Annotated in this window: 17 protein-coding genes and 1 pseudogene; 16 read left to right on the forward strand and 2 right to left on the reverse strand. The window is 43.4% G+C overall.

Going from position 1 to position 13,341, the window contains the following annotated elements:
* Positions 1–26: 26 nt before the first annotated feature.
* Both JCM16418_RS09375 and JCM16418_RS09380 read right to left on the reverse strand, forming a co-directional pair.
* A complete protein-coding gene (locus JCM16418_RS09375; protein ID WP_036648049.1) occupies positions 27–440 on the reverse strand; it encodes an ImmA/IrrE family metallo-endopeptidase in 414 nt (137 codons plus the stop codon).
* 38 nt (positions 441–478) lie between these two features.
* On the reverse strand, positions 479–919 hold the full coding sequence (locus JCM16418_RS09380; RefSeq protein WP_172679223.1) for a transcriptional regulator: 441 nt from the start codon (positions 917–919) through the stop codon (positions 479–481).
* A gap of 278 nt (positions 920–1,197) precedes the next feature.
* Between JCM16418_RS09380 and JCM16418_RS09385 the strand changes: the two genes are divergently transcribed.
* The 16 genes and pseudogenes from JCM16418_RS09385 (at position 1,198) to JCM16418_RS25430 (ending at position 13,336) form a co-directional block, all read left to right on the forward strand.
* Positions 1,198–1,659 (forward strand): ArpU family phage packaging/lysis transcriptional regulator, encoded by a 462-nt coding sequence (locus JCM16418_RS09385; RefSeq protein ID WP_036648053.1) that lies wholly within the window; start codon positions 1,198–1,200, stop codon positions 1,657–1,659.
* Between the two features lie 168 nt (positions 1,660–1,827).
* On the forward strand, positions 1,828–1,992 hold the full coding sequence (locus tag JCM16418_RS09390) for a DUF1328 domain-containing protein (RefSeq protein ID WP_036648378.1): 165 nt from the start codon (positions 1,828–1,830) through the stop codon (positions 1,990–1,992).
* A gap of 402 nt (positions 1,993–2,394) precedes the next feature.
* Entirely contained in the window at positions 2,395–3,234 is an 840-nt protein-coding gene (locus JCM16418_RS09395) for a hypothetical protein (protein WP_036648055.1), read from the forward strand.
* Positions 3,235–3,244: 10 nt separating this feature from the next.
* On the forward strand, positions 3,245–3,442 hold the full coding sequence (locus JCM16418_RS09400) for a YqzN/YkzM domain-containing protein (RefSeq protein WP_036648057.1): 198 nt from the start codon (positions 3,245–3,247) through the stop codon (positions 3,440–3,442).
* Between the two features lie 2 nt (positions 3,443–3,444).
* Entirely contained in the window at positions 3,445–4,911 is a 1,467-nt protein-coding gene (locus JCM16418_RS09405; RefSeq protein WP_036648059.1) for a phage tail sheath subtilisin-like domain-containing protein, read from the forward strand.
* Between the two features lie 51 nt (positions 4,912–4,962).
* Positions 4,963–5,370, forward strand: coding sequence for a phage tail tube protein (locus JCM16418_RS09410; RefSeq protein WP_036648062.1), 408 nt, complete (start codon positions 4,963–4,965; stop codon positions 5,368–5,370).
* Positions 5,371–5,590: 220 nt separating this feature from the next.
* Positions 5,591–6,025, forward strand: a complete 435-nt coding sequence (locus JCM16418_RS09415; RefSeq protein ID WP_036648065.1) for a phage tail assembly chaperone — start codon at positions 5,591–5,593, stop codon at positions 6,023–6,025.
* Between the two features lie 14 nt (positions 6,026–6,039).
* Positions 6,040–6,180 carry a hypothetical protein gene (locus tag JCM16418_RS24915; protein WP_156327214.1) on the forward strand — a complete coding sequence of 47 codons (141 nt, stop codon included), beginning with the start codon at positions 6,040–6,042 and terminating at the stop codon, positions 6,178–6,180.
* 24 nt (positions 6,181–6,204) lie between these two features.
* Positions 6,205–8,013: a hypothetical protein gene (locus JCM16418_RS23680; RefSeq protein WP_052020168.1), complete on the forward strand. Its 1,809-nt coding sequence runs from the start codon at positions 6,205–6,207 to the stop codon at positions 8,011–8,013.
* Positions 8,014–8,052: 39 nt separating this feature from the next.
* Positions 8,053–8,691, forward strand: coding sequence for a LysM peptidoglycan-binding domain-containing protein (locus JCM16418_RS09425; protein ID WP_036648381.1), 639 nt, complete (start codon positions 8,053–8,055; stop codon positions 8,689–8,691).
* A pseudogene (locus JCM16418_RS09430) lies at positions 8,688–9,667 on the forward strand (XkdQ/YqbQ family protein). Before JCM16418_RS09425 ends, JCM16418_RS09430 begins: the two are co-directional and overlap by 4 nt.
* Positions 9,660–10,010, forward strand: a complete 351-nt coding sequence (locus JCM16418_RS09435) for a hypothetical protein (RefSeq protein ID WP_036648067.1) — start codon at positions 9,660–9,662, stop codon at positions 10,008–10,010. Before JCM16418_RS09430 ends, JCM16418_RS09435 begins: the two are co-directional and overlap by 8 nt.
* Entirely contained in the window at positions 10,003–10,461 is a 459-nt protein-coding gene (locus JCM16418_RS09440) for a DUF2634 domain-containing protein (protein ID WP_036648069.1), read from the forward strand. Before JCM16418_RS09435 ends, JCM16418_RS09440 begins: the two co-directional genes overlap by 8 nt.
* The gene (locus tag JCM16418_RS09445) at positions 10,461–11,615 is read left to right on the forward strand and encodes a baseplate J/gp47 family protein (RefSeq protein ID WP_036648070.1); all 1,155 of its coding nucleotides are present in this window, start codon (positions 10,461–10,463) and stop codon (positions 11,613–11,615) included. Before JCM16418_RS09440 ends, JCM16418_RS09445 begins: the two co-directional genes overlap by 1 nt.
* A gap of 7 nt (positions 11,616–11,622) precedes the next feature.
* Positions 11,623–12,186 (forward strand): YmfQ family protein, encoded by a 564-nt coding sequence (locus tag JCM16418_RS09450; protein WP_036648383.1) that lies wholly within the window; start codon positions 11,623–11,625, stop codon positions 12,184–12,186.
* On the forward strand, positions 12,176–13,336 hold the full coding sequence (locus JCM16418_RS25430; RefSeq protein ID WP_036648071.1) for a tail fiber protein: 1,161 nt from the start codon (positions 12,176–12,178) through the stop codon (positions 13,334–13,336). The genes JCM16418_RS09450 and JCM16418_RS25430 overlap by 11 nt, the downstream gene beginning before the upstream one ends.
* Positions 13,337–13,341: the final 5 nt, after the last annotated feature.

Genomic DNA, 13,341 nt, shown 5'->3' on the forward strand with positions numbered 1-13,341 from the left:
ATAAGCCTAAGGAATCAATTATTGGCCTATGGTTGAATAAACACTTGCATTTCATGCGGAATGCCTGTGCGTTTGCAATAGTTCTCAAGGGTTTCTTCTGGATGCATTACTGTTCCCGCAGTCAGCAGCATAATCGCAAAACCATTGGCTTGACGTTCAAGCTTACCTGGTGCGAAATAAGAATGCTCTTCTAAAAAGAAGCGGTTGATTCCTTTATGTAGCTGATCGTGACCAAGCTCATGCGCACATACGAACCGTTGCCATTCGGCTGGGAGTTCATTATGAATAACGATGAATCTTCTTCTTAATTTACGATAGTAGAGCCCTTTAGTCGTTTTGCCTAAATCAATATAACGGATCTGGATGCCTAGTCCTCTAGCAATTTCAAACGGACAGCTTGTCTTGTATTTGCGGATTAACTTTCGAATGATGTCGTCCATGGCTTCACCTGCATGTTGTTGTTTGTGTAGTACCAAGATCAAGAATGTGGAGGGGAGTCCGGCGGTACATCATTCTTCTTTTTCCGTTTGTTCATTTGCTTGGCCTCCCAGAATAATCCGGTTAGAACATCTTTGATTCGTTGCTTATCATCATCATCCAAAGGAATGCCATCAAACATTAATTCCCCATCTTCTTCGAGCATTTTTTTGAAGTCTCTTTTATCCTTCGAGGTTGCCCATTCAGGTAAGGTTTCATTAGCATGTGTTGCTACACTATTGTCGCTCTCCAAATAACCAGCAGCATTCATAAGTTCAGCGTAAGGGACATCTAGCGCTTCAGCGAGTTTCTTTAAAGTTGGAGGTTTAGGAATACCGCGTACTCCATTCTCCATTCGAGAAATTTGCGAATTGCTGATTCCAGCTCGTTCGGCCAGTTGATTGATGCTGAAGCCTTTCTTCTCACGCAACTGTTTAAGCATATATCCAAATTCTTTTTCCACGGGATGGACACTCCTTTATGCAACGTATATTCTTACCCACTATAATCCTATGTTGCCAAAAGGTAAAGAAACGACGCGATAAAGATACCAAAAGGGATAAAAAGAGAGGAAACGCCGGATTTTTTCTCCTAAAATCATCGAATATGCGTATTTACGACATTACCCATATAGTGGTATGTTAACATCATTATACGAACGAAAATACGAACAGTATAGAGTGAACACCCTAATTATTTATTCAAAGGAGCGCGAAGAACATGGAACACATGTTACCTGAACTTGATCGACGTAAAACGCAAACCGCCGTTGAGGCATTATTAGAAAAATATCGCATATACAAAACGATTACTTTTGAAATGAGAGAATCCGGAATTACGGCCTCATATACCGAACGATTTCATGGTCCAACGAATGTAACTTCTGATCAGACTGCACAAACCGCTACGTATAACGTCGATGTTCCAGCAGCCCGAATAGCGTATTGTGAAGCGATTGATTCGATTGTAGATCGATTGAATGAACGTGAACAGTTGCTTATACGAGAACGCTATCTGAAGCATGATGATGTCTTCGATTATAAGGTATATAATCATCTGTTTGACCCGCCAGTGAGTAAAGATACGTATACGAAAATTCGTACAAAAGCCTTTTATAAAATGGCATTGGTATTTGCTGACAAAGGTATATTGAAATTAACTGGACTTCAGAAAAGTAGTTAACGAAAAACGAGTGAGGTACCATGAGGAATAAAAGGATGTTCTCTAGCAGTTTTACTGCACGATCATTCGCCTTATTATTACAAATATTTTGTAAAGAGGTTCGTTCTATTGAATATGGGTTACATGATAACTATCAGACAATACAACGAAATGAAAAGGATGATTACGATGATAGGAATGGCCGTATTATTTCTAATAATAGCAGTTGTAGCAGGTATTTTTGGTTTCTTCGGGATTGTATCCGCAGCAGTAGGTATTGCAAAAGTACTCTTCTTCATCTTCTTGATCTTGTTCGTTATTTCCCTAGTTTTCGGACGTGTGAGAAGACGTTAAGTAGAGATAGGAAAGAAAGCTACGTGAACAGAGGGGAATTCAGATTCTCCCTACACGTCAAATAAACGGATGATGTTCCCCATCGGGAAGGTCATCCGTTTTTTGTTTTTATAAAATAAGAACATACATTCGTACTATTTTCCGCCAACAATACGTCTAAAGAACTTCTTTAAACGTCCTTTTAAGCGTCAGCGCATCCGATCTAGGGGTGTAAGATTGTATTATCGGAAATGAAGACAAGCGATGACAACGAAGATACACACAATCATTTGTGAGCCGGCCATGAGGGCCGGTTTTTTCATGCGGATGTAGTCGATTGCTTCATTTTCGTTACAGACCAAGACAGAAAGGAGGAGTCGTGTTGCGTAAGCAAAAAGTCTTGAATAGACGACAAGCAGAAGAATGAGAGCTGCGATTAAAGAGCGTATAACTGAAATTATTCCTCTATTAAAAGATAGGCTTTATGATCTAATACCACCGCTAGAAGTAACAGATGATCCGTATGCAGTCATCGCCTTGGGCGAAGAAATATGGAAATCAGCATGGGCAGGGTACAGGCAGGTTGTGAGATTGCAATTGTACGCAGGTCATTCTGGGCTGGATCAAGCTGATGATTGGGCGAGAGCCTTAATTCATCGTTTGCATCAAAAGCGGGTGGTGAGCACGGGAGCTGGAGCGTTTACGCTCTACTATCTTGGAGTTCCCGAGGCAGAGAAGTTTGATGCGGTAGCAGGAAAAGCTTGTAGGACCTTACGTTTTGGCGTATATGTTCCAGAAGCAGGCGCCTCTGATTTGTTCGATCCACCGGACGAATGGTTAACTGCATTGGTAGATTGGACAACTGACCGCCTGGGTGAATCATGGAACGTCTATCAGACGACATGGCCAGCGGACCAGAATACGTATGCTGTTCTGTGGCGAATCGTGGGTTGCGAGACGAAAATGGTTGGAGCATCCATGTATGAAGTCCGCAAACGTTATATCGGGCATATTACTGCACCGATGGGTGCAGCCGAGCATAAGGCAGCTGTGTCTTTGGTCGAAGAGCTTGGGTCTAAGGTTCAAATCCCACTAGATACAGATCAGCGCAGGTACATGGCGGTGGCGGAAGCTTCTGCAGATTTGCAGGCCGATGCCATTCTAGACGGACAGTTGCGACTGACTTTAGTGCAGCGGCGAATGCGACCAGCCGAAGACGCGGCTTTAATTCGTAGAGTAGACATTCATCCTATTTTGAAATGAGGTGGCCCTTGTGGTCTTTAAGAAAGCAATCAAAACGACAACAGAACCACGCTACGAGCTTACAGAACTGAAGGCTCATGCGCAGGAACTGTTTGAAGTGAAGGAAGAAGTATTAGCAGGCGCTTTTTACGGTGAAGCGGAAGAACGGTTCACGGTATCCGAAGCAAGATCAAAAATCGAACAATTTATGAAAGCGAAGGTGGACTAATTATGGCAGGCGGAACATGGGAAAACACGAATAAACCGGTATTACCGGGTCTTTATATGAATTTTCAGGCGGCAGCGGCTTCGGCAATCCAAGGCGGTTCGCGGGGTACCGTCATCGTACCCGTCAAAGCAAACTGGGGACCTGTACGTGAGTTTGTTGAAATTGGTAGCGAGACCGCTATTGCACAATTATTCTCTAATGACAGTGTTGATGGCGCAACAGCTCATTCAGCTCTGTATCTAGCCTTGCTTGGCGGACCAAAGAAGCTGATTGCATATCGTCTGGCGGATGACACAGCGAAGGAAGCAAGTATTTCGCTCAAAAGCGTAGACGCTAGTCCAACCGATGCTCTTCAATTGACGGCAAAATATACAGGTAGTCGTGGTAATGGCTTTACTGTAACGGTACAACCTTCGATTGGTGAAGTGTCTGCGAAAGAAATCCGCCTGTATGAAGGCGCTAAATTACTCGGTACTTACAAAGGTGCAGATGGTACGGCGGCTTCCATTGCTGCTCAAATCAATAATGATAGTGAAAATGGTTGGATTACGGCGAAGGTACAGGGAAAAGGTGGCGTTCTTGCTGATGCAAGTGGCGTAGCATTCACTGGAGGTAAGAGTGGTAATGGCAATCTGTTAAACGCAGATTATATTGCGGCGCAGGAGGAACTTGAAGGGCAGGAATTTGACGTGCTCGCGCTGGACTATGCTGCTGACATGGCGTTGCTGCAAAGCTTTGCAGCTTGGATTAAGCGTATTCGTAGTGAAGGCAAAGGTGCGATTGCCGTCTTTGGTGGAACCGCAGCGGATGATGTATCCAAAAATGCAGTAAGTCTGGCATCAGCCCGTTCACTAGCTCTAAACCATGAAGGTATTATCAATGTCGGTACAGGTGTGCGTCTCGCTGGTGTAGACTACAGCTCTGCGCAAACCGCTGCGTACGTAGCAGGTCTAGTTGCGGGACAACGATTGAATCAATCGACGACATACGCAGTTACACCTTTTGACGATGTAACTCGCCGCTGGACTCGTTTCGAGCAGGAACAAGCTGTTCGTAGTGGTGTATTTGTGCTGTTCTTCGACGGACGTCAGGTCAAAGCGCTGCGTGGCATTAACAGTCTAGTGAACCCAGCAGTGGGTCAGAACAACGCATGGAAGAAGATTCGTTCCATCCGTGTTATGGATGCCATTAATGCAGATCTTCAGCGTGCCGCGGAACAAACGTATATCGGTAAAGTGAACAATACCGAGGAAGGTCGTATTGCACTTATTGGGGCAATCAAAGAATACCTAGCCCAGCTATCGCTGAGCAGTGTCATCGAACCGAATGGTTACGATGTTACTCTAGATCCTGCTTATTATGGCGATGCGCCAATCGTTAAGCCAGAACCAGATCAAGTATTCCTGCAATGGAATGTGAAGCTTACCGACGTAATGGAGCAGCTATTCGGAACCTTTTACGTGCAATAAGACGAATCTTACCTAAGTAACTATTATAGATAATTTGAGGAGGAACAAGAGATGTTGGATGCTTCAAGAGTGATTTTGGGAACGTATGGTCAGGCGTATATTGATGGGGTGTGGCAGACACATATTAACAAGCTGGAAGCTAGTGTGGAAATGGAGAAGCGTGAGCTGAATCTGGTCGGTAATGACTGGAAGGTCCATAAGAATGGCATTAAAAAAGGTACAGGTACCATGAGTGGATATAAAGTAACTTCGGATATGATCAATCGCGGTTTCAATAAATTCGATATCATCTCCAAGCTCGATGATCCTGAATCCTACGGTCATGAGCGTGTTCGTCTAATCCGCTGCATGCCAGACAAAATCCAACTGGCCAACTGGACAGCGGGGGAAGAGGTACAGGAAGAAACGACGTTTACCTTTGAAGGCTATGAATTGATTGATCCGATTGTTGGGAATTAGGATAAGAAACTTTTTATGACGTCGTTGTCGGATGGTTCTTACGATCGCTGTTGCCCCCGTATTTCTTGATTAACCTTTTACAAGGTTGAAATACGGGGGCAAAAGTATTTGCTTTCGAAGTAGTTTTCCTTCGAAAAACTTTAGGCGACCGCTTCGCTTCTTCAGAACCATTCCGCCTACTCCGATTTAAAAATTTATTATTAATGAAGGAGATATACACATGAGCTTACAAGAACACATGAGTGAAGAACAAATTCTAGATCGACTATTTGAGGCGGCTGAGAAGCTGCCGGAGGAGACGGTGCGGATTGCACGGTTAGATATGCAAATGACCCTTCGGGGTCTTACTTCTAGCAAAGTGGACAGTATTCGGGAACGGTGCACCATTCGTAAGACGGTTAAAGGACGTGTCGACGAGAAGGTTGATTCAGAGACGTTTAATGCCCTACTGATCTCCGAGTCAACTTCGCAATTGGAAGTAAAAGGTCTTCAAATTAGTGGGTGGGGTGATCCTCGTATTACCAGCAGATTGAAGTTATCTGGTGGTGAACAAGCAGTTCGGCGCATGCTGCTAGCTGGAGAGCTGGACGCGGTTGGAGATAAAGTATTGGAACTATCTGGATTTGGTATCGAGATTGATGACTTAAAAAACTAGTTCACTCCGGCGGAATGACGACGATGCTGTATCATTTTTGGGTACGGCATCACCTCCGTCCCGGAGAATTTTGGGCTCTTTCTCGTGGGGAAAGAACGTTACTTATGGCATTTGCGGAAGAAGAATTGGACGCGTTACTTAAGCAAAATGGATAAGAACTCCATTAAGGAGGTGAAAACTTGGCAGGATCAAATACGTATAAAGTTAATGTCGTGACAGATGTTCAAGACCTCATAAAGAACAATAATGAGTTAAAAGCAACAACGAGATATATTGATCAAATTCAGCGCCTCTCCGACCGATTGGGACGAGCTAGATACCAGAGTTTGATTAAACTGAATACAGAGCTCAGATATATGCAGAGAAATTTGGGCAATATTTATAGCTTGGCTATTCGGTTGAGTCGCTTGCGTATCATGCCAAAAGTATATCTAATCGATCATGCTACTCCTGTTCTTAATGCACTTATTAGGAAACTGAAAAGACTGAAGGATATTTACATTCAAGTATGGGCAAAAACTAACCATAAAGAAAATGGAAAGCCAAGTGGACGTGGTCAAGATGGTAATACGAATGGTGGAAATAGTCTTGGTATAAGTAGTAATAAATCAAATATTGTGAATAAGTCTGTACAAGTGAGCTCTACTGTCGAGATAAATGACCCTCAATTTAATTTTAATTTTAATCGCAATATAGAAGTTAAGATTAAACCACCAAAGATAACTCTTAAAAAGGGGGCTATTAAATTTGCTCCCAAGCTTACGATAAAAGCTCCCAAAGCAGCTCAAAGCACTCCTAAGATTGTTAATAGAATTAAGGTTACTTGTAAATGCTGTTGCTGTAAAAAAGGTAAGAGTAAGAGAGGTTCTTCAGACAAAGAACGTGAAAGAAAGAAAGGTACAATCAGAGAGACTCCGAATAATGACCCGCGGAATCCAAATTCAGAAGACAAAAGAAAGCCTAAGTCTAAATCAAAGCCTAAGATCGAATCTAAAACTGAATCGAAGCCTAAATCCGTTCCTGAATCTAAGAAACCGAAGCCTAAAATTGGGCGGCCTTCACCTAAGGGGAGTAAAGGTTTAGGTAAACTTATAGATTTAGGAAAAGACTTGTTTGAAGGTAAGGGCGGCAAAGCAATTAAAAGTTTTAGCAAAGGAATGATCAAAAAAAGCCGCAAACTTCTTGGCCCAGTATCTTACTTAGCAGATATAGCAGATATAGCTACAGCTCCTCATGAGCAGAGAAATGCAGCAATTGGAAATGCAGTAGGAGGAGTAGCGGGAGCGGCAATTGGAGGTGCTATCGGTACGGCTATTTTACCGGGCATTGGGACATGGGTGGGATCTACATTAGGCGGTATGGCGGGCAGTGCTGTGGGTGAATGGATTGGAAATAAAGCACCTCAGATTGGAGAATGGGTTGGAGATAAAGCATCAGCTATTGGAGATTGGGTGACTGATAAAGCTGGAATGCTCGGAGATAAAGTCTCTAAAGCATCTGACTGGATATCTGGTAAAACAGAAGGTCTAAAAAGTTTGTTTGGCTTTTCATCGAAGAAGGAGGAACCTGCGAAACCTAAAGTTCCTACACCAGTCACTCCTACTTCTCGTACTAATGAAATTTTAGCTGCTGCTACGCCTTCTTTACAACCCGGAGGCAGACTAGCAGGACCTCCTTATATAGGATCTAACAATGTTTCGAGACCTCTATATGGACCGACATTACCTAGTGGTGATTCTAAGGCTGTAAAAGGCATGCCTCAAATTGTACAGATAACTGAAGAGCAGATGAGTAGTCTCTCGGGCTTTTTGAAAGATTTCAAAACGGAAACAACGAATCAAATTAACGTATCCGTTCCTGCTGGCGCTGTACAATTGACAGTCCGCGAGAATGAGATCGATTATGAAAGCCTTACGCAACAAGTCGGCCAACGCCTCGTAGGTGAAGTTCGCCGAGCGATGGAAAATCGTAAGACGGTAATGGTCTAATAAAAACCTATAGGATTCAGAAGGGAGGAAGCCATGTCCATTAATTTTTATCTAATTGACGGAGCCAATCACTTATTTCAATTTCCGGTTAATCCGGAAGAGATCCATATATCACGTCAAAAAGGGTATGAGACGATAACGATGCTACAGCACGGGGAATTTGATTTTGCACAAGGAGAGAAGGTGAAGGAAATCACCTTCTCTTCTTTTTTTCCAAAAGATTATGATTCCTCTTATTGCCGTTATGAGAACATACCTGAACCTAGCGTGGCAATGAATACGATAAATAGTCTTCTTACGTCAAAGAAACCCGTACAATTTATGATCACAGGGACACCTATTAATGTTCCCGTCTTTGTGATTGCTCACAATACGACACTTCGGGGAGGCGATGAAGGAGATATTTATTTTGAGATTACGCTTCGTACGTGGCGCGAACCCCGTGTGTCAGAAAAAGCAACGAGTAGTAAAGTTAGCGTTAATAAAGGAACCCCGCGTTCTGATTTGAAAGAGAAAAAGAAAACCTACTCTGTTAAATCTGGAGATTCTCTTTCTAAAATAGCAAAATTAGAGCTAGGCGACAGTTCAAAATGGAAAGATATTTACAAGCTAAATACTAATGTAATTGGTAGCAATCCAAATGCGATTAAAGTGGGCCAAAAGCTGGTGATGCCTTGAGTTATCATCTGATTTTGCAGGATCAATATGATTTGACACCGCTTGTAGAAACAATGACTTTAAAGGACTCTCTGGATCAAATTGCGTATCAAGCTAGCGTCCGTGTAGCTGTGAATGGTAATATGCCCGCCATTGCTCCAGGAATGGCTATTCGAATCAGTGGTGTGCCGTTTAACAAAGATAGTACAATTCCGCTACTACATCCTGCCGTTGTATGGGAAGTTGAAAGCTCAAACAGTGGAACCAAACGTCTATCTCTAGTAATCAATGATCGGACCATTTATCTGGATAAATCGGAAGATGAATACCTATTTCCTAAGGACCAGACAGCTACGCAGCGACTGCAAAAATATGCAAAGGACTGGGGCATCCCCTTGTTACCATTGCCAGATACAAGAACAAAATTAGGTAAAGCTGTATACCGGGCACAGACGATTTTCTCTATGATCCTAGCGGATCTTAAAGAGACAGCGAAAAATGGCGGCGATATGTACCATCCACGTATGACTAGCGGTGGACTGCAATTATTTAAATTAGGAAGTAATGATTCTCCGTATGTGCTAGATGGAATGATTGATTTGACTCAATTGCGGACACTTGAAGCACAGTCACCAAAGTTAAAGTGATGACGGCCAACGAAAATGTGGGAAGTGGACAAGAAGTACCCTCAAAGGTACTTGCAGTAGCGGAAGGGGATACTAAATCTTTAGGTACACTGCAAAAACTGGTGGAGGATGATCAGGTTAAGTCAGCCGGAGGAGCCGATAAACTGGCAAAGAGTCATCTGACTGGGATACAGGAGACGTTTACGATTACCGCAATGGATATAAACACCATAAGAGCTGGGGATGCGGTTTTTTTACAGAAAATTAAATTAATCGTTACTTCAGTGAGTCGAGACCTTGGCAACCCAGGTTCGATGACCTTAGAGTTAGCTTCTGCCGAATCGGTGAGAAGGAGGTATTATCTTGAGTAAAGATCCATATGGACATTTTGCTGATGTGATGCGAACCAGTATGTCCAATCAAACCCGACAAGCCCTGAATGGGGTCGGAGCAGTGTTAGGAACAATCACGGGTACGGGACTGAAGCTGGATGATTTTAAGCATGAGCTTCAGGATTACCTTATTGCTGAGCTGCCAGGAACTTTGTCTATATCGAGCAAAACAGTGAAAGAGACAACTCCTATTAGAGATGGAGAAGAAGTTCTTCTTGAGCTGAAAAAGGGACTGAAACCTGGCGACCGAGTACTTGCGATGAGAGTAAATAGTGGAAATGATGTGGTAGTTGTCTGTAAGGTGGTGAGCGGACATGCCTAACTTGTTCCCAATGACAGATGAGATGACTTGGACAGATATTACAGATACAGATGCGCTTGAGAATAGTAGGGCTGTGTTCGGAAGAAGCTGGCGATATGATTTTGGAGCGGGAGAATTTGTGATGAGTCCTACTCGAAAAGTCGCTATTGCTGATGAAAAGTCGGCCTGGGTTGTATGGTGTGAAAAAGCAATTCGCACGCCGCGTTACCGTCATCTTATTTATTCGCGAGGCTATGGCAGTGAGCTTGAGGAGCTAATCGGTAGCAGCTATGGACATGCTGTTCAGGAAAGCGAGATTCAGCGCACTGTGAAAGAAACCCTACTGGCTGATACGAGAACAGCTAGCGTAGATAACTTTACATTTTCGTGGAACGGGGAAGCCTGTCACTTCACTTGCCGGATCAGAAATGTAAGGGATGAAACTGAAATTGTGGAAAGTGTGGTGATCTAATGGCGGACATACCGCAATATTTGCAAGAGCAGACGGAAGAGGAAATTATGAGCCGTATGCTGGAACGAGTGCCTTCGGATATCGACATATCTGAGGGTTCTTTTATTTGGGATGCTCAGGCTCCTGTAGCATTCATGCTATCCGAAGCTGCTCTATGGGCGCAGGAACTCTTACGTAGAGGTTTTGCGAGTACGGCAGCAAGTGACAATCCAGATTTTCGATCAGCGGATCTTGATTTAAGATCTGCTGAGCATGGGATTACACGCCGAGATGCGGTCGCTTCTTCAGGTAATGTTACGTTCACAGGAACCCCTCAAACGATTGTACCAGTGGGTACTCATGTGGCGACGCCTGCTGATGATGTGTCAGGAGAAGCTTCTATAGAGTATGAAACGACCCAATCCGTAGTACTGGATGAAGGCGGTAAAGGAACAGTAGCTGTGCGAGCCGTTAATACAGGTCGTAAGGGAAATGTCCCGGCTGGCGTCATTCATATCATGTCGACATCGGTCAACGGCGTTGCGTCTGTAACTAATCTTGAAGCGACGAAAAGCGGTACGGATATGGAGACGGATCAATCGCTGTTGGAACGTTTTTATGCCAAGGTTCGCAGTCAAGGGACAAGTGGTAACAAAGCGCAGTATATCCAATGGGCAAATGAAATTGCTGGTGTTGGGGGAGTAGAGGTCGTTCCTTTATGGAAAGGGCCTGGTACCGTAGCACTGTATGTACTGGATATGGATAAGCGCGCTGCAAGCAAGGACATCGTGGATGCTGTACAAAAGTATATTGATCCATCTCAAGATGGACAAGGTGAAGGACTTGCACCTGCTGGACCTGTGGTCACCGTTAAACCTGCTGAGGAAGTAAAGATTAACATTGCCGTCAAAGTTCAGCGTACCAAGGAGAAGCCGTCCACACTTGAGGAGATTAAAAAGCTCATTGAAGACGGCGTTGGCGCTTATTTGAAACAGATTGCCTTCTTCCGCAAAGATCCTTTGGTGCGTTATACACGCATTGCAGCCGTTCTGCTCGATATTCCAATCATTGTGGACTATTCGGGGCTAGCGATTAATGGCAGTACAGAGCAGCAAAATATTGAAATTCGTTCTGGTCAGGTGGCGGTATTGGGGACGGTGAGTGTAAGTGAATAATTTAGAAATGAACAGTTCACGAGGTCGTGAGCTGTTTTCTTATCTTCCGGCCTACTATGAAACTTCTCGTGTAATGCGTTCGGACATGGATGCTAAGGGGAGCGAGTTAGATGCATTGTACTTGGCCTTGGACGCAACGGTGTCCCAATTCTTCGTTCGAACGGCGACATGGGGATTAGGACGATGGGAGTTTGAGCTAGGGATTACAACGGATTTGACCAAGCCAATTGAGCAGCGTCGTGCGGTTATTGAATCTAAATTACGCGGAGCGGGAACCTTCTCAGGTCGCCTCGTTAAAAATGTCGCGGAAGCTTATGACGGTGGGAAAGTCGATGTTTCGTTTCAGCCGGACAAGTGGGGATTTACCGTAAAGTTCATGGATACCCTTGGGATTCCTCCGAATTTGGAGGATTTGAAATCGGCTATTGAAGAGATCAAGCCGGCCCATCTATCTGTGGAGTATGAATTCAATTATCTTCTTATCCGGAACATTCATGATGTGATGACCCTTACCCAAATAGAACAAACGCTATTATCTAAATTTGCAGGAGGTGTGTGGCTTGCCAACTAATACAACGAAATTGAATCTTTTAAAGATGAATCCCAGCACAGATGGTGCCAAGACTTTTAATATTGATACCATGCTCAATGAGAACTGGGATAAGGTTGATGCGGCTGTGGGGAAAGTACAGGAAGATGTGAAGAATATTAATCCGGTGCTGCCGGATGGAACTTTGACGCAGAAGGGGATTGTGCAGCTATCTAGTGCAACGGACGGGGCACGCGAGAGTGTGGCGGCTACGGAGAAGGCAGTGAAGGCGGCGTATGATCGAGGAAGTGCGGGGGTTACGGCTGCGTCAGTAGCACAAGCAAAGGCTGATGTATTACAGGCAAATCTTACTGCTCATTTAGCAGAAAATGTGACAGACATCACTGCAATTAATAACACATTAGGACTTAAAGCTCCTTTAGCTAATCCAGTATTTACTGGGACACCTAAAGTTGCGTCTAATAACATTGTGCATTCTGGGAATATATCTAGCTTTATACCGATTGTGGATACAGGTAATCAAGCTGGTGGATTGTTTTATGTTGATGGAATAAACGGTGTTGACAGTGTGGGAAGGGGAGGGACTTTATCTCCATATAAGACAATAACTTATTGTTTAGGGCAATTAAAAAAGCATCTAACAGGGAATGTCACTATACGTATAAGGGCTGGTGTTTATGCAGAGAGCTTTAGTATTGAAAATTTTGATGGCCCATATAATTTGCAATTGGAGATGTGGTATCCGGATGCCAGATTATCAGTAGATCTTACAGGGTACATCACTGTGAATAATTGCACCCTACTATCTGTTAATTTCTATGGTATAAAATTTGCTCAATGTATTGATTCGAGAAGTTATGTTACTAATTTAGATATTAGTAGTTGTGAATTTTATAGCACATTTTTATACGGTATTATTTTTGGAGGTGGAAATTTGGATGTGAGTTTTACAAACTTTGTAAATAAGCCTACTTGTATGAGTATAAGCTCTGCATTTGCAGTGTTATCCGGCAATAATACTGGTTCAGGTAACACTCTAGTTATTGATGCAAGTGGGGGAGCTATTATTACTGTAAGAGATACTCTAAATATAGGAGCAAGTAAATTATTTAAAGTTTCAGGAGGGGCACAGGTATTTAATACACCAGCTGGAGTTATAAGAACAACTTAAAGGAG

It is taken from the genome of Paenibacillus pini JCM 16418 (assembly GCF_000576305.1).
In the GTDB taxonomy this organism is placed as follows: domain Bacteria; phylum Bacillota; class Bacilli; order Paenibacillales; family Paenibacillaceae; genus Paenibacillus_AQ; species Paenibacillus_AQ pini.